The 23,455-nt window shown below is 73.2% G+C and carries 19 protein-coding genes; 8 read left to right on the top strand and 11 right to left on the bottom strand.

Going from position 1 to position 23,455, the window contains the following annotated elements; genetic code table 11:
* Positions 1 to 494: 494 nt before the first annotated feature.
* The 6 genes from ACWDAK_RS21720 to ACWDAK_RS21695 form a co-directional block, all read right to left on the bottom strand.
* Entirely contained in the window at positions 495 to 1,106 is a 612-nt protein-coding gene (locus ACWDAK_RS21720) for a dTDP-4-dehydrorhamnose 3,5-epimerase family protein (RefSeq protein WP_427394799.1), read from the bottom strand.
* A 74-nt stretch (positions 1,107 to 1,180) separates the two neighbouring features.
* Positions 1,181 to 2,290, bottom strand: coding sequence for a DegT/DnrJ/EryC1/StrS family aminotransferase (locus tag ACWDAK_RS21715; protein WP_344639786.1), 1,110 nt, complete (start codon positions 2,288 to 2,290; stop codon positions 1,181 to 1,183).
* 58 nt (positions 2,291 to 2,348) lie between these two features.
* Complete coding sequence (locus ACWDAK_RS21710) at positions 2,349 to 3,338, bottom strand: NAD-dependent epimerase/dehydratase family protein (protein ID WP_427394800.1); 990 nt, start codon at positions 3,336 to 3,338, stop codon at positions 2,349 to 2,351.
* Positions 3,335 to 4,483 carry an acyltransferase family protein gene (locus tag ACWDAK_RS21705; RefSeq protein WP_427394801.1) on the bottom strand — a complete coding sequence of 383 codons (1,149 nt, stop codon included), beginning with the start codon at positions 4,481 to 4,483 and terminating at the stop codon, positions 3,335 to 3,337. The genes ACWDAK_RS21710 and ACWDAK_RS21705 overlap by 4 nt, the downstream gene beginning before the upstream one ends.
* Positions 4,484 to 4,508: 25 nt before the next feature.
* Complete coding sequence (locus ACWDAK_RS21700) at positions 4,509 to 5,933, bottom strand: NDP-hexose 2,3-dehydratase family protein (RefSeq protein ID WP_427394802.1); 1,425 nt, start codon at positions 5,931 to 5,933, stop codon at positions 4,509 to 4,511.
* A 45-nt stretch (positions 5,934 to 5,978) separates the two neighbouring features.
* Complete coding sequence (locus ACWDAK_RS21695; RefSeq protein WP_427394803.1) at positions 5,979 to 7,382, bottom strand: cation:proton antiporter domain-containing protein; 1,404 nt, start codon at positions 7,380 to 7,382, stop codon at positions 5,979 to 5,981.
* A gap of 232 nt (positions 7,383 to 7,614) precedes the next feature.
* Between ACWDAK_RS21695 and ACWDAK_RS21690 the strand changes: the two genes are divergently transcribed.
* Together ACWDAK_RS21690 and ACWDAK_RS21685 are read left to right on the top strand one after the other, a co-directional pair.
* Positions 7,615 to 8,757 (top strand): winged helix DNA-binding domain-containing protein, encoded by a 1,143-nt coding sequence (locus ACWDAK_RS21690; RefSeq protein WP_344639781.1) that lies wholly within the window; start codon positions 7,615 to 7,617, stop codon positions 8,755 to 8,757.
* Between the two features lie 85 nt (positions 8,758 to 8,842).
* Positions 8,843 to 10,051: a glycosyltransferase gene (locus tag ACWDAK_RS21685; RefSeq protein WP_344639780.1), complete on the top strand. Its 1,209-nt coding sequence runs from the start codon at positions 8,843 to 8,845 to the stop codon at positions 10,049 to 10,051.
* A 105-nt stretch (positions 10,052 to 10,156) separates the two neighbouring features.
* On the opposite strand, the gene ACWDAK_RS21680 is transcribed toward ACWDAK_RS21685, so the two are convergent.
* The 5 genes from ACWDAK_RS21680 to ACWDAK_RS21660 form a co-directional block, all read right to left on the bottom strand.
* A complete protein-coding gene (locus tag ACWDAK_RS21680) occupies positions 10,157 to 11,650 on the bottom strand; it encodes an MFS transporter (RefSeq protein ID WP_427394804.1) in 1,494 nt (497 codons plus the stop codon).
* Positions 11,651 to 11,743: 93 nt separating this feature from the next.
* Positions 11,744 to 12,397 carry a TetR/AcrR family transcriptional regulator gene (locus ACWDAK_RS21675; RefSeq protein ID WP_344639778.1) on the bottom strand — a complete coding sequence of 218 codons (654 nt, stop codon included), beginning with the start codon at positions 12,395 to 12,397 and terminating at the stop codon, positions 11,744 to 11,746.
* A gap of 154 nt (positions 12,398 to 12,551) precedes the next feature.
* A complete protein-coding gene (locus tag ACWDAK_RS21670; RefSeq protein WP_344639777.1) occupies positions 12,552 to 12,719 on the bottom strand; it encodes a Trm112 family protein in 168 nt (55 codons plus the stop codon).
* A 40-nt stretch (positions 12,720 to 12,759) separates the two neighbouring features.
* Positions 12,760 to 14,268, bottom strand: a complete 1,509-nt coding sequence (locus ACWDAK_RS21665; RefSeq protein WP_344639776.1) for a class I adenylate-forming enzyme family protein — start codon at positions 14,266 to 14,268, stop codon at positions 12,760 to 12,762.
* A 22-nt stretch (positions 14,269 to 14,290) separates the two neighbouring features.
* Entirely contained in the window at positions 14,291 to 15,049 is a 759-nt protein-coding gene (locus tag ACWDAK_RS21660; protein WP_344639775.1) for a class I SAM-dependent methyltransferase, read from the bottom strand.
* Between the two features lie 229 nt (positions 15,050 to 15,278).
* Here ACWDAK_RS21660 and ACWDAK_RS21655 point away from each other — a divergent pair, with 229 nt between their 5' ends.
* From ACWDAK_RS21655 to ACWDAK_RS21630, 6 genes are all read left to right on the top strand, one after another.
* Complete coding sequence (locus ACWDAK_RS21655; protein WP_344639774.1) at positions 15,279 to 16,157, top strand: DUF6039 family protein; 879 nt, start codon at positions 15,279 to 15,281, stop codon at positions 16,155 to 16,157.
* Positions 16,158 to 17,393, top strand: coding sequence for a hydroxymethylglutaryl-CoA synthase family protein (locus ACWDAK_RS21650; RefSeq protein ID WP_344639773.1), 1,236 nt, complete (start codon positions 16,158 to 16,160; stop codon positions 17,391 to 17,393).
* Positions 17,384 to 18,169, top strand: a complete 786-nt coding sequence (locus ACWDAK_RS21645; RefSeq protein WP_344639772.1) for an enoyl-CoA hydratase-related protein — start codon at positions 17,384 to 17,386, stop codon at positions 18,167 to 18,169. Before ACWDAK_RS21650 ends, ACWDAK_RS21645 begins: the two co-directional genes overlap by 10 nt.
* Positions 18,170 to 18,180: 11 nt before the next feature.
* Positions 18,181 to 20,571 (top strand): ACP S-malonyltransferase, encoded by a 2,391-nt coding sequence (fabD, locus tag ACWDAK_RS21640; protein WP_427394805.1) that lies wholly within the window; start codon positions 18,181 to 18,183, stop codon positions 20,569 to 20,571.
* Positions 20,572 to 20,658: 87 nt separating this feature from the next.
* The gene (locus ACWDAK_RS21635) at positions 20,659 to 21,600 is read left to right on the top strand and encodes a DUF6039 family protein (RefSeq protein WP_344639770.1); all 942 of its coding nucleotides are present in this window, start codon (positions 20,659 to 20,661) and stop codon (positions 21,598 to 21,600) included.
* Positions 21,601 to 21,630: 30 nt separating this feature from the next.
* Complete coding sequence (locus ACWDAK_RS21630) at positions 21,631 to 23,436, top strand: amino acid adenylation domain-containing protein (protein WP_344639769.1); 1,806 nt, start codon at positions 21,631 to 21,633, stop codon at positions 23,434 to 23,436.
* Positions 23,437 to 23,455: the final 19 nt, after the last annotated feature.

Raw genomic sequence — 23,455 nt, 5'->3', positions numbered from 1 at the left:
TTAGCGGGCCCGGTGGCGGGCTCCAAGGGGTCGGAAACGGCCGGTCTACGACGCGGTGTCGTAGGAGCGTCGCCCGTCGGGGTTCCCGGGGCGCGGCTTTGTACCCGCCGCGGTGGGGCTGAAACCTGGCCTTCGGGCCCGTTTTCGAGTTCCGTGATCACGGCTCTGAGCTGGGCTGATGTGGGACCGGCCGGTCGATGGCGGCCCCGGCGGCCCCGGGGTGGCCGCGATGGTGGCCGAATGGCCGCGGGCCCGGTGGGGGTGGTCCACTATGCGGGGTAGTGGAGTGTCTGCCGCATGTGGCCACCGTCACGGGCGACTTAAACCTATTTGCCCGATTTTCTCCTTTTAGGGCGGCTTTAGGGCTCCGAATGCCCCCGCCGGAATGTGGCCCGGGCCACAGGAAAAGGAGCGGCCCGAGTCACGGAATGCGCCGGATCGCCGAACGCAATGCGTCCCGGGCCACAGGCGGAGGGATGGAACGGGGCGACGGGTCAGGAGCGCCGGTCGCGCCCGGCGGCCTCGATGGCGAGGCACTCCTCGTAGTGCGGCAGCAGACCGGCGGCCAGCGCCTCCCGGAGCGTCGGGGCCTTGCGGTCGCGGTCCGAGAGCAGCGGGTCGAGGCCGGTCGGGATCGGCAGGCCGAGCTCGGGGTCCAGGACGGACAGCGCGAGTTCGTGCTCCGCGACATACGGGCTGGAGAGCAGATAGGAGGCGACGGAGTGGTCCTCGAGTGCGACGAAGGCGTGCCCGACGCCCACGGGGAAGTAGACCGAGCGGAAGTCCTCCGGGTCGAGGCGGACGGAGTCCCACTTGCCGAAGGTGGGGGAGCCGACCCGGATGTCCACGACGATGTCGATGATCGCGCCGCGGGCGCAGTGGACGTACTTGGCTGTGCCGGGTGGTGTGGTGGTGAAGTGCACGCCGCGCACCACGCCGCGCCGGGAGCGGCTGTGGTTGGTCTGGGCGACCGGGAACAGCGGCCGGCCGGTGGCTTCGACGAAGGCAGCCTCCTGGAAGGGGGAGACGAACAGTCCGCGGTCGTCGGGGAACACCCGGGGGATGAACTCGAATGCGCCGTCGACGGCGAGTGGGCGTGCCTGCACTGGGTCCTCCTGGGCCGGGTCGGGTCGTGCGGCCGGGTTGGGTACTGACGCCGGGTTCGGTGCTGACGGGGGGCTCAGACCTTCAGCAGGGCGTCACGGAGCGCCTCGATCACCCGGTCCTGCTGGTCGGCCGGCAGTGAGGGGTACACGGGCAGTGAGAAGATCTCCTCGGCCAGCGCCTCGGTGACCGGCAGCGAGCCCCGGGCGACGCCCAGGTGGGCGAAGCCGCTCATGGTGTGGACCGGCCAGGGGTAGCTGATGTTGAGCGCGATGTCCTGTTCCCTGAGCGCTTCGAGGATCGCGTCCCGCTGGGGGTGGCGGACCACGTAGACGTAGTGGACGTGGGTGTTGCCCTCGGCCGTGACCGGCAGTACCAGTTCGGTGTCGGCCAGTGCCTCGACGTAGCGCCGGGCGACGGCCTGGCGGGCGGCCACGTAGCCGTCCAGGCGGCGGAGCTTGCGCCGCAGGATCTCGGCGTGCACCTCGTCCAGGCGGGAGTTGTGCCCCGGCGTCTGGACCACGTAGTAGCGGTCCGCCATGCCGTAGTAGCGCAGCCTGCGCAGTCGGGCGGCGACCTCGTCGTCACGCGTGAGTACGGCGCCGCCGTCGCCGTACGCTCCGAGCACCTTGGTCGGGTAGAAGGAGAACGCCGCGGCGTCTCCGGTGGAACCCGCCACCCGGCCGTGGTGGCGGGCGCCGTGGGCCTGGGCGCAGTCCTCGAGCAGGGCAAGCCCGTGCCGGGCGGCGATCGGCTCCAGTGCGGTCAGGTCGGCGCACTGGCCGTAGAGGTGGACCGGGAGCAGCGCCCTGGTGCGGTCGGTGACGGCGGCGGCGACCTGCTCGGTGTCCATCAGGTAGGTGTCGGGGTGGACGTCGACGAAGACCGCAGTGGCGCCCACCGCGTCGATGGCGACCACGGTCGGCGCCGCCGTGTTGGACACGGTGATCACCTCGTCGCCGGGGCCGATCCCGAGGGCCTGCAGCGCGAGCTTGATCGCGTTGGTGCCGTTGTCGACGCCGATGCCGTGGCGGACGCCGTGGTAGGCGGCGAACTCCTCCTCGAAGGCGCGCATGCTGGCGCCGAACACCAGTTGCCCGGAGCGGAAGACGGAGTCGACGGCGTCGAGGATGTCGTCCCGCTCGTTCTCGTACTCCAGCAGGTAGTCCCACACTCGGATGGTCATGGCTCTCCGTTCGGTCGGGGCGGGCTCCGGGCGTGGATCGGGCCCGGGGCCGGGGAGTTCAGGACCGCGCGGCTCGGTCGGCCAGAGCGGCGACGGTGTGCCGCAGCGCCTCCTCCAGCGGCACCTCGGGCGCCCAGCCGGTGGCGGCGCGGAACGCGGACGAGTCGATGGTCACGCCGGCGAAGTCGGTGAGCGGTGCGTGCGCGGGCGGTTCGACCGAGCAGACCGGCACCGGAGGTCGGCCGGTGTGTTCGGCAGCGAGCCGGGCGAGCGTGCGGAAGACCTCCCCGAGCGGGGTGCCCTGGCCGGAGCCGAGCAGCCAGTGGCCGCCGACCAGGCGGCCGGGGTGGTCGTAGGCCGCCAGGAAGGCCCGCGCGATGTCGTGGACGTGCACCAGGTCGCGGCGGACCGTCCCGTCGTGCCAGAGCGTCAGCGGTTCGCCGGCCAGCGCGCGCCGGGCCATGAAGGAGACCACGCCCCGGTCTTCGGCCCCCGGCGCGGTGGCGGGGCCGAAGACGGTGGGCAGGCGCAGGCTGACGCCCTGGAGCAGGCCGGCCGCGGTGGCGTCCAGCAGGAGGCTCTCGGCGGCGAGCTTCTGCCGGTCGTACTCGGTCGCGGGGTGGTCCGGCTCGCTGCCGTCGATCGGCTCCGCGGGCGGGACGCCGACCTGGGAGGCCGCGCCCGAGTACAGCACCAGGGGCGGGCGTTCGGCACTCCGCAGCACCTGGACCAGCTCGCGCATCACACCGACGTTGACCGCCTCGGGCCCGTCGTCCACAGCCGCGCGCCAGCCGCCGGAGTGCATCACCAGACAGAGCACCGCGTCCGAGCCGTCCACTGCCTCTGCGAGGTCCTGATTGTTCGTCAGATCGGCGGTGACCGACTCGACTTGCGCCGATCCGGCCGGCACCGTGCTGGGTCGGCGGGCCACCGCGCGCAGCCGTACCGGGCGGTCGGCGAAGGCGGCGGTGACCGCGGAGCCGACGAAGCCGGAGGCGCCGAGCACCGTCACCAGGGGCGGTGCGGCGGCGCCGGGCCGCCGGGTCATGTCAGCGCTCCGGCGGGCCGGAGGCGGCGGCCCACCCGGGCGGTCACCGGGCGCTCGACAGCCTCGTACAGCACCCAGGCGAGAGCGAGCGATACGGCCAGCGCGAGCAGCGCCACCAGTAGTTCGACCGGTACCGGAGCCGTCCACTGCTCGCCCAGTGCCCGGCGCAGCTCGGTCAGGACCAGGTAGTGCACCATGTAGAAGGCGAAGGACAGTTCACCGAGCCTGCGCCAGACCCGCCCGCGCAGGGCGGATGGGCTGCCGAGCCGGTCGGCCGTCGCCGCCTCGGCGATCAGCGGTGCGACCCAGAGCGTGGCCAGGCCGCCCACGCCCAGCAGGTAGGCGGACTCGGAGGAGACCGCGTACCCCACGAGGGCGAGGGCGGCGGCGGGCAGCATGCCGATCCGGACCCACCGGCCGGTCAGCACCAGCCGGGCGAGAAGGATGCCGAGCACGAACTCCAGCAGCCGGCTGGGCGGGAAGTAGTAGACCACCCATACCTGATCGAACGACATGGACTCGAAACCCGGGTAGGGCAGCGGGGGTTGGTCGGTGACGAGGTAGCGGGCGGCGAGCGCGAGGACCGCGCAGAGCCCGGCCACCACGGCGGTCGCGGTCCACAGCAGGCGCGGCGGAATCCGGTTGATCAGCGGCAGCAGCAGCGGGAAGCAGAGGTAGAAGAAGAGTTCGCAGGAGAGCGACCAGCTCACCGGGTTGCCTGCGGAGGTCACCACCGGGTCCGCCCACCAGGACTGGAGCAGTCCCAGGCTGGGCAACCAGTCGGTGGTGGTCAGCGCCGCCGAGCCGGTGGCGGCGAGCGCCAGTGCGGCGATGAGGGTGACCAGGTGGTTGGGGAAGATCTTGCCGAGCCGTCGGCGCAGGAACAGTCCGCTCGGTGTGCCGGGCCGGAAGCTCCAGGTCAGCACGTAGCCGCTGAGCACGAAGAAGAAGCCCACCCCGTAGCTGCCGCCCCGGTCCACCATCGAGGCCAGCCAGCTGCCGGTGCCGCCCGTGACGAGGTGCTGCTCGCGGAAGGAGTGGTAGAGGAAGACCAGCAGCGCGGCGACGAACCGGAGGCCGGTGAGGGTGTCGAGTCTGTCCGGTCGGGCGTTCTCGATCGGGAGGGAAGCCCGACGCTCTCTCATGTTCCGGTCCGTTTCCATGACGCCGTCACCAGACGGAGGGGGCGCAGGCGAGCAGCGTGCGCGCCTGGATGTTGACGTGCTGTCCGAGTCGGGTCATCCGGGCCAGTTGATCGAGCGTCATCCAGCGGTACTCCTCCGGCTGGTCCACCGGGAAGCCGTCCTCGGCCTCCACGATCAGGTTGCGGGTCCGCGCGAGGTGGAAGCGGCCGCCCTCCTCGGACTGTGCCACGTCGAAATGCACCCGGTCGGGCGGCGCCTGGAGCACCTGGTCGAGGTAGCGGGCCGTCCCGCCGGGCGGGCACTGGACGGTGGGCGCCAGCTCGGGGCCGTTCAGTGAGCCGCGCTCCGCGCTCGCCCGCACCAGGACGTGCAGCATCCCGTCGAGGCGCCTGGCGATGAAGGCGTGCACCGCGGGGCCGGTCAGTTCCACCAACGGCTGTGTCCAGGACGGGACTTCGCGGTTGTCCGCCTCGGCCCGCACCGCGATCACGGCGAAGTCGGCGCCGCCCCGGCGGGTGATCGAGCCGGGCCCGCGGATCCATCCGTCCGCCTCGGTGGCGGTCAGCGGGACCCGGCGCACCGAACCGTCCGCCCCGGCCCGGGCCGAGGTGAGCCAGCCGGTCAGTTCGGCGTCCGAGTGCCGGGGGGCGGCCTGCGGGCCGAGCGAGTGCAGCACCGCGTCCGGGAAGCCGGCGCCGTCCGGTCCGGCGGCCGGCTCCAGCGGTATGCACGACAGGACGGTTCGGGCGTCCATGTTGACCACGTGCTCCTGCCGGAGCAGCCGGCTGATCTGGCCGAGCGTCAGCCAGTGGAAGTCCTCGTGCTCGGGTACGTCGGCGGTGGTCTCGACCATCATGTGCCGGTTGCGCTTGTGCAGGAAGTACGAGCCGTGCTCCGACTGGAGCAGGTCCACCAGGACCTCGGGGTGCCCCGGGCGGGTGAAGTGCTCCAGGTAGCGCACCCGCGAACCGCCGTGCGCCCGCCGGTAGTTGCTGCGGGTGGCCTGGACGGTGGGGGACAGTTGGACGGAGCCGATGTTGCCGGGTTCCATCTTTGCCTGCATCAGGCAGTGCAGGATGCCGTCGAACTCCTTGACCAGGATGCCCAGGGTGCCGATCTCCGGCTGGACGATGATCGGCCTGGCCGGGTCGGGGCCACTGCGGTCGCCGTCCTCCAGTCGCAGTCCCTCGATCGAGAAGAACCGCCCGGTACGGTGGCGCAGGTTGCCGCCGTCCGCCTCGAAGTACCACTGGTCCAGCTCGGCGAAGGGGATGCGGGAGACCGTGAAGGCGCGCTTTCGCCGCTCGGCGAACCAGCGCCGGAAGCCACTGGTGGGGAACCTCGGGCTGTCCGCGGCCTGGAGCGAGAGCATGAAGCGCCGGCCGATCGACGGCTGGGTGGTGTCGGGCAGCGCGCGGGCGCCCACCAGGGCCGGTTGGCGATGGTCCATCAATTCTCCGCAGAATCGGGGCCGTTGCACGGCGACAGGGCGAGGTCAGTGGCTCCGGGCCGCGCCGGCGGGCTCGGCCGTCGCCTCGGACGGGTCGTCCGGGGCGGCGCCCGGCGCGCGGCCGGCGTGGCCGAGCAGTCTGAGGACCGGCACCGGGAGCACCGTGGTGACCAGGGTGACCAGGGTGAGGATCGTGAACATCCGCGCGTCGATGATGCCCGCCTGGCGGCCGATCCCCAGGACCACCAGCTCGGTCAGGCCGCGGGCGTTCAGCAGGACGCCGAGGCCGATCGAGTCCCGCCAGGACATGCCGGTCAGCCGGGCGCACAGGCCGGGCCCGAGCAGCTTGGTGGCCACCGCGACCAGCAGCAGGACGGCGCCGGTCCACAGCGTTCCCGCGGTGAGCGGCAGCGCGCCGAGGTCGACCGAGAGACCGAAGCCCAGGAAGAAGAACGGCAGCAGCAGGCCGGCCGACAGGCCGGTCAGCCGGTCGGCAGCCGCCCCGAGCCGCTCAGAGCCGCCCGGGAACACCACCCCCGCCAGGAACGCGCCGATCGCGGCGTGCAGGCCGATCGCCGCGGTGAGCGCGGCGGAGATGCCGGTGAGGCAGACCGGCAGGACAACGGGCAGGGCGGCGCCGCCACTCGCGGGCCGGGCCGCCCAGCGGGCCGCGAGCAGGGCGAGGAGGCGGCGCAGCGGCCCGAGGTAGAGCACTGCCGTCACCAGGCCCGCCGACAGCGTGAAGCCGGTGCCGACCGCACCCGGGCCCTGGACCAGTGCGACCGCCGCGGCCAGTGCCAGCCACGCCCCGGCGTCGCCGACGGCGGCCGCCAGCAGGCTCAGCCGCCCGACCCGGCTGCGGGTCAGCCCCAGCTCGTCGAGGATCCGGGCGAGCACCGGGAAGGCCGTGATGCTCAGCGCGCAGCCCAGGAAGACGCCGAAGGCGAGCCGGTTGCCGGCCGGGCCGAGATACCCGGTGCCCAGGCCCAGCGCGACCACCGTGCCCGCCGCGAACGGGACGGCCAGCGAGGACTGGGTGACCAGCAGGGCGCGGCTGCCGGCCTCCCGCAGCCGGACCGTGGAAAGCTCCCGGCCGACCCCGAACATGAAGAGTGCCAGGCCGAGTTGGGCCAGCGCGTTGAGCATCGGCAGGACGGCCGGCGGGAACAGCCGCTCGGCCAGCTCCGGGGAGAGCCGGCCGAGCAGTGAGGGCCCGAGCGCGATGCCGGCGCAGATCTCGCCGACCACCGGAGGCTGGCCGACCAGCACCACGAGCCGGCCGGCCAGCCGTGCCGTGCCGAGCACCACGGCGACGGCGACCAGGAACCGCGCGGTCAGGTCCGGCTGGTGCGCGGCGGCCGTCCAGTCCGCGCCCGGACCGGTCGCTCGGAGCCTGCCGAGCGCGAAGGCACTGATCGCGAGCGGTACCACGAGCAGCCCGACGGACACCCAGAGCAAGGGATGTCGGCGGCGATCCGTAGGGGGTTCGGGGGAGGGTGCGGGCATCTGTCCGTCTCTTCGTCACGGGGCCGGGTACGTGAGTTCGATCGAGAACCTAGGAGCGGCCGGGCGGGCGGCGATAGGCACAATTGCGCATTCCGGCACGGGGATTCGGACGTTGTCGGCGCGGCCGGGTCGGCTACGCTGCGGCGGTGGGCCGTCGCGAGGACAGGGGTGGGCCGTGCACAAGGAGAAGCTGACCGACCGCGCGCTCAACCGGGCACTGCTGGCCCGGCAGGGACTGCTGGAACGGATGGCGTCACCGCTGCCGGAGGCCGTCGAGGCGATCGGGGCCGTCCAGGCCCAGTACGGCCCGGCCCTGCCGGTGGCGCTGTGGTCCCGGGTCGAGGGCGTCGGCGCGCGCACGGTGCACGAGGCGCTGGACCGCGGCGAACTGGTGGTCGGCACACTGCTGCGCCGTACGCTCCACCTGGTCACCGCGCGCGAGCACGCGGCCTACGCCGCCGCGGTGGTGGCCGTCGGGGACGACACCTGGCGGCGGACCGGCGGCGAGCCGACCGCCGAGGCCGAGCGCCGGCGGGCCGAGCTGGCGGAGTTCGCCGCTCAGGTCGCCCGGTCGCCCGAGGAGATCGCCGACTGGTTGGAGGAGTGGGTGGCGGCGCGGCCGGACGCCGTCGACCCGGCCGAGCTGGAGTTCCAACGCCGTTACAAGTGGCGCCCGTTCCGCTCGACCACGGCCCTGGTCCGGACCCCGGCGCAGGGCGGCTGGAGCACCAAGGTCCCCGAGGCGCTGCGGGCCGCGCCGCGCCCGGCCGGCGGCCCGCCCGAGCCCGCCCAGGCGCTGCGCGAGGTGGTCCGGCGGCATCTGCGGGCGTTCGGCCCGGCCGGTGCCGACGACGTCGCCCAGTGGATCGGCGGGAAGGTCACCCAGGTCAAGGCGGTCCTGAAGGAACTGGCGCCGGAACTGGCGGAGTTCACCGACGAGGGCGGCCGGGTGCTGTACGACCTGCCGCAGGCGCCTCGCCCCCACGAGGGCCAGCCGGCTCCGGTCCGGCTGCTGCCCTGGTTCGACAGCACCCTGCTGGCGTACGCGCCCAAGCGCCGCGCGCGCATCCTCCCGGAGGAGTACAAGGACGCGGTGTATGCCAAGGCCAATCTGCAGCTCCGCCCCACCTTCCTGGTGGACGGGCTGGTGGCCGGGGTGTGGTCGCTGGACGTCAAACGCCGTCAGGCGGTGCTCACCCTCACCCCGCTGGCCAAGCTGTCCGCCCCCGTCCGCCGGCAACTCGTCGCGGAGGCCGAGCGGTTGCTGCCGGTCTGCGCGCCGGAGGCGGCCGGCCACCAGGTCGCCTTCGTCGACTGACCGCCCGGTACTGGCCACAACTGAGCAGCGGCGGGCGGTTCGTGGGCGTTAGACAACTCCCAACCGACTGTTGAGGAGCCCATCGATGCGTGTGCTGTTCACCGCGACACCGGCCCCAGGACACTTTCACCCGCTGGTACCGCTCGCCGCCGCCGCACGTACGGCCGGCCACGAGGTGGCCTTCGCCAGCGGGGCCTCGCTGCTGCCCGCGATCGAGGCCATGGGCTTCCGTGGCTTCGCCGCCGGCCTCGGCCGCTCCGGCGACGGCGACGAGGAGTTCCTGAAGATCAAGGAGCAGGCCCGCGGCCTGCCGCCGCACGGCGTGGAGATGGACCGGATCGCCATCGCCCGTATCATGTACGGCGTACGCGCCCGCCGGATGGCACCCGACCTGGTACGGCTGGCGGACGGCTGGCGGCCGGACGTGATCGTGCGCGACAGCTACGAGGTGGGCGGCGCGCTCGCCGCCGAGGTGCTCGGGGTGCCGCACGCGGCGCTGGACACCACCCCGCTGTACGACCTGGGCCCGCTCGCGGAGGACATCCGGGCAGAGCTCGAACAGGCCCGGCGGGAGGCCGGGTTGGCGCCCGACCCGGAGCAGCTGATGCTGCACCGCCACCTCTACCTGTGCTGCGCCCCGCCCGGTTACCTGGATCCCGCCGGCACCAGGCCGGCCACCCTGCGGGCGCTGCGGCCGATGCCGTTCGACCGTTTCGAGGGGGAGGAACTGCCCGAGTGGTTCGCCGGGCTGCCGGACCGGCCGATCGTCTACGTCACCTTCGGCACCATCACCAACCGCTGGGTGCCCGGTGCCTTCCCGCAGCTGTTCCGGAAGGTGCTGGCCGCCTTCGAGGACGAGCCGGTCAACGTCGTCGCCACCGTGGACCGGGACAGCGACCCGGCCGAACTCGGGCCGCTGCCACCGCACATCCGGGTGGAACGCTACATCCCGCAGAGTCTGCTGCTGCCGCACTGCGCCGTTGCGGTCACCCACGGCGGCTTCAACACCGTGGTGGGCGCGCTGGACGCCGGGATCCCGCACGTGGTGGTGCCGTTCCTCGGCGACCACCCGGACAACGCGCGCCGCTGCGCCGAACTGCGGATCGGCCGGACGGTCGACCCGTGGACGCTCACCCCGGAGGCGGTGCGGGAGGCGGTGTCCGAGGTGCTGACCGATCCTGACTACCGGGCCAACGTCCAGCGGCTGCGGGCCGAGCTGCACGCCCTGCCGGGACCCGCCGAGGCGGTCGGGCTGCTGGAACGCCTGGCGGCGGGCCGGTCCGTGGCCGACTGACCGCGGCGGCCGGTCGGCAGCCGGTCGACGGCCCCGGGGCCCGCGCACCGCGCCGAGCGGTCGCGGGCCCCCGGCCCTGGTGTCGTCGAGTGGCGCCGGCTCCGCTCAGCCGGTGGCGTCGGCCGGGGCCGGTGCCGCCGTCTGCTGGAGCACGGGCTCGACATGACGCTTGCGCAGCAGCGCGACGAACAGCACCGCGCCGAGCGCCAGGATCACCGCACCTCCGGCGAACGCCGAGCGGAACCCGGCGACCTGGGCCGCCGCGGCCGCGCCGCCATGCTCGAGATCATCGGCGGCCCTGCGCGCCGCCAGGGTGGAGAGCACCGCGAGACCGAGCGCGCCGCCGATCTGCTGAACGGTCTGATACAGGCCGGACGCCAGCCCGGCGTCCCGCTGGGGCACTCCCGAGGTGGCCAGCAGGGTGATCGGCACGAACGCGACACCCAGGCCGACCGAGAGCGTCAGCAGGCCGGGCAGCAGGTCGCCGGCGTAGCTGCCGGCGCTGGGCAGCCGGGAGAGCAGCACCATGCCCACCGCGCCCAGGCCGAGGCCGGTCGTGCCGACCGGGACCGGACCCAGCTTGCCCATCACCGGCTGCGCCAGGCCCGCGCCGGCCATCACGCCGACCGCGGCCGGGAGGAAGGCCAGGCCGGCCCGCAGCGGGCTGTAGTCGAGGACGTGCTGGAGGTAGAGCGCGGAGAAGAAGAACATCGAGAAGATGCCCGAGGTGAGCATCAGGAGCACCAGGTCGGCGACGGCCAGCGAGCGGATCCGGAAGATGCCGAACGGCACGATGGGCGCGCGGCCGCGCAGCGAGGAGACCGCGAACGCCGCCAGCAGTACCGCGGCCGCGCCGGCGACGCCCAGGGTGCGCGCCGAACTCCAGCCCCAGGAGTCGCCGTTGCTCAGCATGAGGACCAGCAGCAGCAGCCCGCCGGTCACCGTGGTGGCGCCGAACACGTCCACCGACCGGTCGCCCGCCTCGGTCCGGGAGTCAGGGATGAGCCGTGAGCCGAGCAGTACCGCCACGCCGATCGGGATGTTGACGAAGAAGATCCAGTGCCAGGACAGCGTGGTGGTGAGCAGACCGCCGAGCAGCAGGCCGAGCGCGCCGCCGGCGGCGGCGATGCTGCTCCAGGCGGCGAGCGCCTTGGTCCGCATCGAGGTGTCCTGGAAGGAGGTGTTGATGATGGAGAGTCCGGCCGGGGCGATCATCGCACCGCCCAGGCCCTGGAGCCCGCGGCCCACGATCAGCACCCAGGCGTCGGTGGCCAGTCCGTTGAGCACCGACGCGGCGGTGAACACGACCACGCCGGCGAGCAGCAGGCGCTTGCGGCCGAAGACGTCGCCGAGCCGGCCGTTGAGGATGAGGAAGCCGCCGAACAGCAGGGCGTAGACGTTCACCACCCACTGGAGGCTGTTCTGGGACATCCCGAGCCCGCTCTCCATCGAGGGGAGGGCGACGTTGACGATGGTGGCGTCCAGCACCACCATCAGGTCGGCGAGGCAGAGGAACAGGAGAACCAGTGCGGGCCGGCCCGGTCCGGTTCCCGGCTCGGCCGGGGCCGTTGGGCCGGCGTTGGTGGATGAGTGGGTCACAGGCACTCCTGACGGGAGGACGGGCCCGGCGAGCTCGCTCGCGCGGGCGGTGGCGTCCCGGCCGGACTTCCGTCCGGCCGGTGGTGGGCGGGCCTAACCCCCGCTGGCGAGGGACTCGGCGGCCCGCCGGTAGTCGGTGCGGGTCGGGGCCGGGCCGGCGGGCGGTCGGCCCTGGCCGGCGCGCAGCCCGTCGAAGACCAGGTCGAGGTAGCGCTGCCAGAGGTCGGGCCGGGCCGGGTGCAGCGGCGCGGCGGCCTGCCGGACGCCGCCGAGCAGCAGCAGGACGTCCACCGTGGTGACGTCCTCGCGCACCGAACCCTGCCGCTGGGCGCGGTGGACCAGCCGGTCCACCGCGTCGATCAGCCGCTCCTCCGAAGCGCGCACCTCGGGGTGGGCGCGCGGCGGCAGCGAGAGCGCCTCGAAGAAGCCCCGGTCGTCGGCGTAGCGCGCCGCGGCGGCGCGCAGGAAGGCGTACAGGGCGGCGCCGGCGTCCTCCTCCGCGGCCAACTCGACTGCCCGGGTGGTGAGTTCGTCCAAGCGCTCGCGGACGATCTCCGCCACCAGGTGGTCCTTGGACGGGAAGCAGCGGAAGGCGGTGCCCTTGCCGAGTCCGGCGTCCCGGACGATCTGCGAGACCGGGATGCCCAGGCCGCTCTTGGCGAAGGCACGAGCCGCCGCCGCGACCAGCAACTGCTGGTTGCGGACGGCGTCGGCGCGGGAGCGGGGGGCCGGCGGGGTGGTGGTCACGGTGCGGGAATCCTCCGGGAGGGGACGGCGGCCGGCGGACCGGCCGGGGCACTGGCAGTGGCCCGGCATCATGGTGCCGCACCCGGAGTACCGGGCTCCGCCGCTGATGTGACGGCCGACCGGACAGGTCGGCCGGGCCAGGCCCCGGTCGGTCTTAGCCTCGGGCGGCCGGCGCCAGCAGGATCGGCACGCCGTCGACCACGGGGTAGGCGTGGCCGCACTCACCGCAGGTCAGGGTGGCCGCGGCCGGGTCGTTCCGGAGGCCGGCGTCCGGGTGCTCGGGGCAGCCGAGGACGTCGAGCAGGTCGGGTTCGAGGGACATCGGGCTACTCCTTGGCGTGGTTCGGTCGGTGGTCCGCGGATCAGGACCGGGAGGCGTCAACGGCGCCGAACCGCTGGCGCAGTTCGCGTTTGAGCACCTTGCCCAGGAAGCTGCGCGGCAGGGTGTCGGCGACCACGTAGCGGGCCGGCCGCTCGGCGGCGGGCAGCCGTTCCTCGGCGAAGGCCCGCACGTCCGCGAGCCGCTCCGGGGAGGTCAGCACGACCACGGCGGTGACCACCTGACCCGGCGCCCGGTCAGGGGTGCCGATCACGGCCACCTCGCGGACGGCGGGGTGCTCGTAGAGCTCGGCCTCCACCGCGATGCTGGACACCAGGGTGGTGCCGGTGCGGACCGCGTCCGCGGAGCGGTCGAAGAAGGTCAGTTCGCCGTCCTCGCTGAGCCGGCCGAGGTCGGTCATCCTGGTCCACTCGCCGACGTTGAACTTCTTGTCGAGGTCGGTGTCGAGGTAGCGGCGTTTGGGAGCGGCGCTGCGCAGCCAGATCTCGCCGACCTCGCCGGCCGGCAGCGGGCGGTCCAGGTCGTCGGTTATCCGGACCTCGGTCCCGTGGGCGGGCCGGCCGACCGAGAGGGGCCTGGCCGGGTCGAAGACGTTGAGGGTGACGGCCGGGGCGGCCTCCAGGGAGGTGTACGCCATGGCCAGGGTGGCCCCGGGCAGCATGGCGAGCAGGTCCCGGGCGACGGCCGGGGGGAACGCGGAGGACGCGGTGGTGACGGTGTGCAGGCTGCCGAGGTCGTGGCGCTCGTGGACCCTGGCCCGGACCAGGGCGAGCGCGGTGGCCGGGGTGATCATCATCGAGCCGACCTCGTAGCGGACGACCAACTCGGCTATCCGCTCGGCCGCGTCGGGCGGGGCGACCAGCAGCGTGCTGCGCGAGAGCAGCGGGAACGAGGCGGTGCCCTGGCTGGACGAGGTGCCCAGCGGCATCGCGGCGAGCAGGTGGTCGGAGACGCCCAGGGTGTCGATGGTCGGCTTGGCGCGCCCGAACATCATGTTGGCGTGGGTGACGGTGATGGCCTTCGCCCGGCCCGTGGTGCCCGAGGTGTAGAGGATGTCGGCCACCGCGTCCGGCCGAACCGGCCGCACCAGGGGCCGGTGCAGGCCGCCTTCGAGCTCACCGAGCGGGGCCGTCCAGCCGCTGAAGTCGACCGGCGGGGTGAGCCCGTTGCCGTGCACGATGCCGTTGACCCCGCACTCGGCCAGCCGGTACGCGACCTCCTCGGCCGGCATGGTGTCGTTGAGGTGCAGGGTGGTGGCGCCGACCCGCTGGGCGGCGTGGTACGCCACGGCGTAGCCGACCCAGTCGAGCCCGCCGAAGTACAGGGCGATCCGCCGCAGCCGGCCCTCGCCGAAGGCCAGCAGGCCGTGCGCGGCCGCGTCGGCACGGTCGTTCCACTCCTCGAAGGTGAGCGGGGCGAGGCCGTCCACGGTGATCGCGGCGGCGTCCGGTTCGCTCGCCGCGCGTTCGCGCAGCAGCTCGGTCAGCGAGGTCGCCGGCTCGACCGGCCTGGTGTCCGTGGTTGACTCCATGTGATCCCCCTTGTCCGGTAGGTCAGTTCTTGACCAGTACGGTGAGCGGCACCCGCCACACCTGGTGCCGCTCGCGGTCCGGCTCTGGCAGCGCGCGCAGGGCGGCGACGACCGGCACGACCAGCCGCTGCCAGTCCGGGTCGTCGACGTTCTTGAGGTAGGACCAGACCCGGTTCGCGATGCTGTCGGCGTACTGGTTGGGCGTCAGATCGATCTCGTACGGATTGACCGATGCCTCCTCGACCACCCGCAGCCCCGCCTTGGCGGCGGCCGCGGCCAGCCGCTCGGGGGTGTCGGGCACCTCGGGCTTGAGCACCGCCAGCGGGGACTCGGCCGCCACCAGGTCGTCCGGCTCGGCCATCGGGACACCGTGCACGGTGACCAACCGTCCGCCGCTCGCGAGCACCCGGCCGACCTCGTCGAGCACCCCGGCCATGTCGTCCACCACGTGCAGCACGTGCACCATCACCACGTTGGGCAGCGAGCCGCTCGCGAACGGCAGCGCGTGCGCGTCGCCGATCACCACCCGACCGCCGAGCCGGCGGTGGGCGCGGCCGACCATCCCCGGGGCCAGGTCGACCCCGAGCACGCGGTGGCCCAGTTCGGCCAGGCCCACGTCGACCAGGCCGGTGCCCAGGCCGATGTCCAGCACCGCGCCGGGGAGCAGATGGGACGAGAGGTCCGCGGCGGCCTTGCGGCCGCGTTCCAGACCGCCGTGGTACGCGTCGTAGTCGTCCGCCGCCTGGTCGAACCGGAGGGACTCGGGGGTCACGCGGGGCATCGGGAGCTCTCCAATCGTGAGGCGGCCGGGGCGTGTTGGTGCTTCCCCGGCCACAAGTGGACCATGTGGTCCGCTTCCCTGTCGAGGGTAGTCCCCGGCCCCTCGGGGGGCGTTGCCCAACATTGAGCAGAGGCCGCTTTCCGCCCCCGGTTAGCGTGGCCGCACCGCGGACCGGCGTGCACCGCCGCCGATGGAATCCGCGGAACGTGGCAGGAAGGGAATTCCCGACATGGCGTGGTCGTTCATTCCGCCGGCGGGGGAACAGGTCGACGTGTCCCCCGACGAGTTGATGCACTCCGCGAATTCCGGTCTCATCATCCACCGGGTCGGACAGCTCGCATACGAACTCCGTGCCGAGGGCCGGTCGTTCGCCAGGGATCTGCAGTTCTTCACCAACAAGGGACTCCATCCCTACGCCACCACCCTGGTGTACGAGGAGCTGTTCGGCGTCCAGGACCGGATGCACTGGCTGATCCACATGCGGGCGCCCAACGACTACGCCCGGTTGCTGGAGATGGTGGACCACGACGAGGAGTTCCAGGAGGTCTCCACCTCTGACCGGCTCACCGAGAAGGGCGGCGGCAACTGGGAGAAGATGTTCGTCCAGGGCTCCTTCCAGGAGCGGGTGATCGTCCCCCAGCACGGGCTCACCCACGCCGACGAGGAGGACCTGGGCGACCTGTTCGCAGCGCCGGCCCGCTGCCAGACCAGGCAGTCGCCCGAGCAGATGCTGCACAGTGCCAACGCCGGCGTGATCATCCATCGGTCGGGCCAGGTGAGGTTCGAATTCCGCAAGGAAGCGCGCAAGTTCGCGCTCGCCTGGCTCAGCCGGATCAACGAGGCGCTGGCCGGGTACGCCACCGTCCTCCTCTACGAGGAGCAGTGGGGCGTCCAGGACCGGGTGCACTGGCTGATCCACCTGAAGACCCTCGACGACTACCGCCGGATCGTCGAACTGGAGGCGGGGGACGCCGAGTTGCGCGAACTGCTGACCGGCGAGCGCGTCCCGGCACACCGCGGCGGCGGCACCTGGGGGCGGATGTTCCTGGACGGCAGCCTGCGCGAGACCGTACTGGTGCCGCACCACCCCGGCGCGGGCGGCAGCTGAATGGACGTCGGCATCGAGGCGGTCAACGCCTATGTCGGCAGAGCCTCGCTGGACGTCCGGACCCTCTTCGAGGCGCGCGGTCTGGACGTCCGCAGGTTCGACAACCTGATGATGCGCCACAAGTCCGTCAACCTGCCCTGCGAGGACGCCGTCACCAACGCCGTCAACGCCGCCAGGCCGCTCGTCGAGGCGCTCACCCCCGCCGAGCGCGAGCGGATCGAACTGGTCGTCGTCGGCAGCGAGTCCGGCGTGGACTTCGGCAAGCCGCTGAGCACCTACGTGCACGAGGCGCTCGGACTGGGCCGGCGCTGCCGGTCCTTCGAGACCAAGCACGCCTGCTACGGCGGCACCGCGGCGCTGCGCAGTGCCGCCGGCATCCTCGCGGCCGGGGCCGACCCGGACGCCAAGGCACTGGTGATCGCAGCCGACGCGTCCGGCGCCGCGGCGCGGGGCACCTACTGGGAACCGTCCCAGGGGGCCGGGGCGGTCGCGATGATCGTCGGAGCGCAGCCGCGCATCCTGGCGCTGGACGCCGGAGCCAGCGGCTTCCACAGCTACCAGGTGATGGACACCCTGCGGCCCCGGCCCGATCTGGAGGCGGGTGACTCGGACCTGTCCCTGCTCTCCTACCTGGCCTGCCTGGAGAACAGCTACCAGCACTACGCGCAGCGGGTCCTCGGCGCCGACATCGTCTCCACCTTCGACCGCCTGGTGCTGCACACCCCCTTCGCCGGCATGGTCAAGGGCGCCCACCGCACCCTGCTGCGCAAGCTCAAGGGCCTCGGTACGGCCGAGATCGAGGCGGACTTCCACCGGCGCACCGCCGCCTCGCTCGCCTACTGCACCCAGGTCGGCAACGTCTACTCGGCCGCGCTCTACCTCGCCCTGTGCTCGCTGATCGACCAGGACGGGCCCGACGCCGGGGCCCGGCGGATCGGCCTGTTCTCCTACGGATCGGGCTGCGCCTCGGAGTTCTACAGCGGGATCGTCCCGGAGGGCGCCGCCGAGCAGCTGGCGGAGCTGGACATCGCCGGTGCCATCGCCACCCGCCACCCGCTGACCATGCCCGAGTACGAGGCCCTGGCCGACGGCGCCGCCCAGCGGATGGCGGGCGTACGCGACCAGCGCTTCGACCCGGCGGAGTACGGGGACGCGTACCGGAGCCGGTTCGAGGGCCGCGGCCTGCTCGTCCTGGACGAGATCCGGGGCTTCGAGCGGAGGTACCGGTGGAGCTGACCGGATGCCGCACCCTCCGGGTGGCGGCCGAACGCGCCCTGCTCACCATCACCCTGAACCGGCCAGCCGAGCGCAACAGCATCACCGCGGACCTGCTGGCCGAGCTCGGCGCCGCCCTCGACCTGGCCGAACACTCGCCCCAGTGCCGGATGGTGGTGCTGCGAGCGGAGGGCGACACCTTCTGCAGCGGCATGGACCTGGCAGGCGTGGCAGCGGCGGACGGCACTCCCGCGGAACAGGCCGAACGTGGCGGGGCGGAGTACTTCGCGCTGCTCAGGCGGCTCACCACGATCGGCCGGATCGTGGTGAGCGAGGTCGACGGCGAGGTGGTCGGCGGGGGAGTGGGCCTGGTGGCCGCCAGTGACCTCGTGCACGCCACCGCACGCAGCCGGTTCAGCCTCCCCGAGGCGCTGTGGGGCCTGCTGCCGTGCTCGGTGCTGCCGTTCCTGATCCGCCGGGTCGGCTTCCAGCAGGCGTACGCGATGGCCCTCAGCACCCTGCCGGTCGACGCCGAGCGGGCGGAGCGCTGCCGGCTGGTGGACGAGCTCGCCGACGACCCGGGGCCGGCCCGGCGGCGGCTGCTGTTCCGCGCCTCCAAGCTCGACCCGGCCACCGTGGCGGACCTGAAGAGCTATCTGCGACGGCTGTGGATCCTCGACGAGGGCACCGAGCGGTCGGCCGTCGACGAGTTCGTCCGGCTGATGGGCTCGGACCAGGTCCGCCGGCGGATCGCCGGCTTCGCAGCCGGACAGGGCCTCACGGGCCCCAGACCCTAAGGAGCACACCCGTGCAGGGCTGGATCTTCCCCGGGCAGGGGGCGCAGCGGCGGGGCATGGGCGGCGAGGTGCTCGCCCGCTTCCCCGAACTGGTCGCGGCCGCCGACAGGCTGCTCGGACTCTCCGTCGTCGAACTCTGCTCGACCGATCCCGGCAACCGGCTGCGGGACACCCGCTACGCCCAGCCCGCACTGTTCGTGGTCGAGGCGCTGTCGGTACTGGCCGCCCGCGCCGACGGCGCTCCGCCGCCCGCCTTGCTGGCCGGGCACAGCCTCGGCGAGTACACGGCGCTGTTCGCGGCCGGGTGTTTCGACTTCGAGACCGGGGTGCGGCTGCTGCGGCGCCGGGGTGAGCTGATGGCCCGCAGCGGCCCGGGCGGCATGTGCGCCGTCATCGGCCCGACGGCCGAGCGACTCGCCGGGATCCTGGCGCGGTACGGGGCGCACTCGCTGGACATCGCCAACCACAACTCCGCCACCCAGACCGTCCTCGCCGGGCCGGCCGACGAACTGGCCGAGGTGGCCCGGCGGCTGCGCGCCGACGGCCTGGCGCGGACGGTTCCGCTGGCGGTCAGCGCACCGTTCCACTCGCGCTACATGCGGTTCGCCGCAGCGGAGTTCCGGGAGTTCCTCGCCGGTGTGCCGCTGCGGCCGCCGGCGGTGCCGGTGATAGCCAACACCACCGCGGAACCCTACGGCGCGGACGGCGCGGCGGTGGCCGAGCTGCTAACCCGGCAGATCGCCGAGCCCGTCCGGTGGGCCGAGTGCATGGCGAGGCTGCGCGAGCTGGGTGTGACCGAGGTGACCGAGCTGGGGCCGGGCGGCACGCTGACCGGCCTGTGGCGGGAGGCCGCGAGCGGGCACCGGGCAGGTTCCGGGGCGGTGCCGGACGCTGTCGCCGCGTCGACGGGAACTTCCCTTTTGAAGACGGGACCTGACATCGAGTCGGAGTCGACTGCTCGGCCGTCCGCCGGGCCCTCCGTACCCGCCGCCGGGCCGTCCGTACCCGCCGCCGGGCCGTCCGTGTCAGCCGCGCCGCCTCGGGTGCGGGCCGAGAACCTGGGCTGCCCCGAGTTCCGCCGCGACTACCGGGTCCGGGCCGCCTATCTGGCCGGGTCGATGTACCGGGGCATCTCCTCGACCGACCTGGTACTGCGGATGGGCCGGGCGGGACTGCTGGGTTTCTTCGGCACCGGCGGGCTGCCCCTCGAGCGGATCGAGCAGGCCGTGGCCCTGCTCGCCCGCGAGTCGGGTGACGAACGTCCTTACGGCGTCAACCTGTTGCACACGCCCGGCGACCCGGCCCGGGAGGACGCGCTGGTGTCGCTGCTCCTGCGGTACGGCGTGCGCTGTGTCGAGGCGGCCGGATTCACCCGGATCACCCCGGCCCTGGTGCGGCTGCGGTACCACGGGGCGAGCCGCGATGCGCGCGGCCGTCCGGTGGCCGGGCGGCACGTGGTGGCCAAGGTGTCCAGGCCCGAGGTCGCCGAGGCGTTCCTCGCCCCGGCGCCGGCCCCGCTGCTGGAGCGGCTGGTGGCGGCCGGCGCGCTCACCGCGGAGGAGGCCGCCATCGCGGGTGAACTCCCGGTCAGCGGCGACCTGTGCGTGGAGTCGGACTCCGGCGGGCACACCGACGGCGGCGTGGCGCTCGCACTGCTGCCCAGCATCGCGCGGCTGCGGGACGCGGCCGGAGCCGGCCGCCGCTACCCGCAGCGGATCCGGGTGGGCGCGGCAGGAGGGCTCGGCACCCCTGAGGCGGTGGCGGCGGCCTTCCTGCTCGGGGCGGACTTCGTGCTCACCGGGTCGGTCAACCAGTGCTCGCGGGAGGCCGGGACCGCCCCCGAGGTGAAGGAGATGCTGGCCGGGCTGGACGTCCAGGACACCACCTACGCGCCGGCCGGCGACATGTTCGAACTGGGCGCCCGGGTGCAGGTGGTGCGCAAGGGCACGATGTTCCCGGCCCGGGCGAACCGGCTCTACCAGCTGTACCGCAGCCACGAATCGCTGGAGGGGCTGGACGGGGCCACCCGGCGGTCGCTGGAGGAGCAGTGCTTCGGCCGGCCGATCGACGAGGTCTGGCAGGAGACCGCGGAGCGCCTGCGGCGGAGTGACCCCGAGGAGCTGGCCAGGGCGGAGCGCTCGCCCCGGCACCGGATGGCGCTGGTCTTCCGCTGGTACTTCGCGCACTCCACGCGCCTGGCCATGCGCGGCGAGCCGGAGGGCCGGATCAACTACCAGATCCACTGCGGCCCGGCGATGGGCGCGTTCAACCGCTTCGTGGCCGGCACCGAGCTGGCCGACTGGCGCCGCCGCCACGTGGACGTCATCGCCGACCGGCTGATGGCCGGCGCGGCCGAGGTCCTGACGGATCGTCTGCTGGCGATGACCCGTGCGCAAAACTGAGCAGGATTCCACAGGCGGCCCAAATAGGGTTTGCCGAGGATTTCCGGAACACGTCCGGCGTACGCCGGAATTCGATGAGGAGGTCTCGTGGGAACACCAGAACCGGGTATTCCGTCGGCCGATCGCCAGACGGTGCTAGCGCCGGAGGAGATCCTGCACTCCGGGAACTCCGGAATGATCGTCGAACGCGTCGCCCAGGCCCGCAGCGAATTCCACTCCGAGTCGCGGGAGTTCGCCCGGGAGCTCGCCGAGCACATCAACACCACCCAGCAGGGCGTCGCCAGCGTCTTCGTCTACGAGGAGACGTTCGGCACCAAGGACCTGGTGCACTGGCTGATCCACCTCAAGTCCATGGAGCACTACGAGACGATGGTCGCCATGGGCCGCGAGGACGAGGGCTACCGCTCGCTCTTCGGCAAGGCCCGGATCCCCGACGCCAAGGGTGGCGGCGGCTGGGCCCGGATGTTCGTCGACGGCTCGTTGCAGGAGAGCGTGCTGCTGCCGCAGTTCTGGGGCATGTACGGCACCGCCGTGGACGGCAGGCTGGAACGCGAGAGCCGGGTCTACCGCGAGCGGACCGACACCGTGGTGCTCCCGCCCGCCCGCCACCAGACCCGCCAGCCGGACGGGCAACTGCTGCACTCCGCCAACGCGGGCATCATGATCCACCGCACCGCCCAGATCATCTACGACTTCCGCTCCGAGGCCCGGCAGTTCGCCCGCGAGGCCGCCGACGCGATCAACGACAACCTGGCCGGCGAGGCCACGGTGCTTCTGTACGAGGACGCCTTCGGCCAGGCGGACCGGATCCACTGGCTGATCCACATGCGCTCGCTCGGCACCTACCAGCGGCTGCTCCAACTGCACGTCCAGAACGAGAGCGTGCGGGAGATCTTCTTCCGCGAGCGCGCTCCGGAGAAGGGCCCCGGCACCTGGGCCCGGATGTTCGTCCAGGGCAGCTTCCAGGACGTCGCCCTCACCCCGCACCACTGGGGCCTGTACGCCACGGACGTCCCGCCGGCGGGCTGACCCTTGCGCCACGACCAGGAGGTGCCGGCCATGAACGGCCGCAGTCTGCACGAGATCTTCGAGGAGCGGGCCCGGGAAGCACCCGACCGGATCGCCGTCACCGCGCCGGACAGCCGGCTGACCTACCGCGAACTCGACCGAAGAGCCGATGAGTTGGCCGCCAGACTGACCGCGCTCGGGGTGCGCCCCGGCGCCCTGGTCGGGCTCTGCGCGCACCGCGGCGCCGAACTCGTCATCGGGATGCTGGGCATCCTCAAGTCCGGTGGGGCGTACGTCCCGCTGGACCCCGACTACCCGGCGGCCCGGCTCGGCGAGCTGCTGGCGGACACCGGAGTCCGCCTGGTGGCCGCGACGGCCGAGGCCGCGGCCGCGCTGCCGCCCGGTGCGCCGGTCCAGGTGGTGCCGGTCACCGTGGACGGCCCGGAGCCCACCGACGACCCGCCGTCCGCCGCCGAGCGGGTGGCGGTGCCCGATGACAGCCCCGCCTACGTCATCCACACCTCCGGCTCCACCGGCCGGCCCAAGGGCGTCCTGGTCGAACACCGGCAGGTGGTCCGGCTGTTCACCGCCACCCGGGACCGGTTCGGCTTCGGCGCGGACGACGTCTGGACGCTGTTCCACTCGGTCTCCTTCGACTTCTCGGTCTGGGAGATCTGGGGCGCGCTGCTGCACGGCGGCCGGCTGGTCGTGGTGCCCAAGCGGATGCTGCGCCTTCCGGCCGAACTGCACGCGCTGCTGCGCGCCGAACGCGTCACCGTGCTCAACCAGACCCCCTCCGCCTTCCGCCAGCTGGCGGCGGCCGACGCCGAGCCGGGCGGCGCGGACGAACTCGCCCTGCGGCTGGTGGTGTTCGGCGGCGAGCGACTGGAACTCCGGGACCTGACCGGCTGGTTGGAGCGGCACGGCGACCAGCACCCCCGGCTCGTCAACATGTACGGCATCACCGAGACCTGCGTGCACGTCACCTACCGGCCGATCCTCCGGGCCGACCTGGCGCGGCCCGGGGAGAGCCCGATCGGCGTCCCGCTGTCCGACCTCGCGGTACGGCTGGTCGGCGAGGACGGGAAGCCCGTCCCGGACGGCACACCCGGTGAGATCTGGGTGTCCGGCGCCGGCCTGGCCCGGGGCTACCTGGACCGCCCGGAGCTGACCGAGGAGCGCTTCGTGACCCGGGACCTCGACGGCGCCGGGCCCGTCCGCCACTACCGCTCCGGCGACCTTGCGGTCCGGGAGGCCGACGGCGGGTTGCGCTACCTCGGCCGCATCGACGACCAGTTGAAGGTCCGGGGCTTCAGGATCGAGCCGCGGGAGATCGAGGAGTGCCTGCTCGGCCACCCGGAGGTGGCGGCCGCCGTGGTGGTCGCGCACGACCACGAGGGCGACCGGCGCCTCGCGGCGTTCACCGTGCCCACGGCCGGCGCCGAGCGGGACGGCCTGCCGGCCCGGCTGGCCGGGCACGCCGCCGCCGCGCTCCCCGACCACCTGAGGCCCGCGGTGCACCGGTTGCTGGACCGGCTGCCGCTGACCCCGCAGGGCAAGACCGACCGCGCGGCGCTGCGCCGGATGCTGGACGAGGAACCGGCCCCCACACCGCAGGCCGTGCCGCCCGGCGACACCCGGGCGCAGCTGACGGCGATCGTCCACGAGGTGCTGCGCGGTACCGAGCCGCCGCCCGCTGAGGCGGACCTGTTCGACCTCGGCGCCACCTCACTGGCGTTCGTCCGGATCATCGCCCAGGTCAACCGCCACTTCGGGCTCCGGCTCACCGGCAGCGAGCTGATGGGCGAGGCCACCATCGCCCGGCTGGCCGACTGCGTGGCCCAGCAGTCCGCCTGACGTGCCGTCAGCAAACCGG

It is taken from the genome of Kitasatospora sp. NPDC001175 (assembly GCF_053598215.1).
This window is presented reverse-complemented; position numbering and strand designations above follow the sequence as displayed.

Bases quoted from the DNA above. Each gene is read 5' to 3' on its own strand.
- ACWDAK_RS21715 (WP_344639786.1), bottom strand. From the start codon at position 2,290: ATGACCATCCGAGTGTGGGACTACCTGCTGGAGTACGAGAACGAGCGG.
- ACWDAK_RS21710 (WP_427394800.1), bottom strand. From the start codon at position 3,338: ATGACCCGGCGGCCCGGCGCCGCCGCACCGCCCCTGGTGACGGTGCTC.
- ACWDAK_RS21705 (WP_427394801.1), bottom strand. From the start codon at position 4,483: ATGAGAGAGCGTCGGGCTTCCCTCCCGATCGAGAACGCCCGACCGGAC.
- ACWDAK_RS21700 (WP_427394802.1), bottom strand. From the start codon at position 5,933: ATGGACCATCGCCAACCGGCCCTGGTGGGCGCCCGCGCGCTGCCCGAC.
- ACWDAK_RS21685 (WP_344639780.1), top strand. From the start codon at position 8,843: ATGCGTGTGCTGTTCACCGCGACACCGGCCCCAGGACACTTTCACCCG.
- ACWDAK_RS21670 (WP_344639777.1), bottom strand. From the start codon at position 12,719: ATGTCCCTCGAACCCGACCTGCTCGACGTCCTCGGCTGCCCCGAGCAC.
- ACWDAK_RS21665 (WP_344639776.1), bottom strand. From the start codon at position 14,268: ATGGAGTCAACCACGGACACCAGGCCGGTCGAGCCGGCGACCTCGCTG.
- ACWDAK_RS21660 (WP_344639775.1), bottom strand. From the start codon at position 15,049: ATGCCCCGCGTGACCCCCGAGTCCCTCCGGTTCGACCAGGCGGCGGAC.
- ACWDAK_RS21655 (WP_344639774.1), top strand. From the start codon at position 15,279: ATGGCGTGGTCGTTCATTCCGCCGGCGGGGGAACAGGTCGACGTGTCC.
- ACWDAK_RS21650 (WP_344639773.1), top strand. From the start codon at position 16,158: ATGGACGTCGGCATCGAGGCGGTCAACGCCTATGTCGGCAGAGCCTCG.
- ACWDAK_RS21630 (WP_344639769.1), top strand. From the start codon at position 21,631: ATGAACGGCCGCAGTCTGCACGAGATCTTCGAGGAGCGGGCCCGGGAA.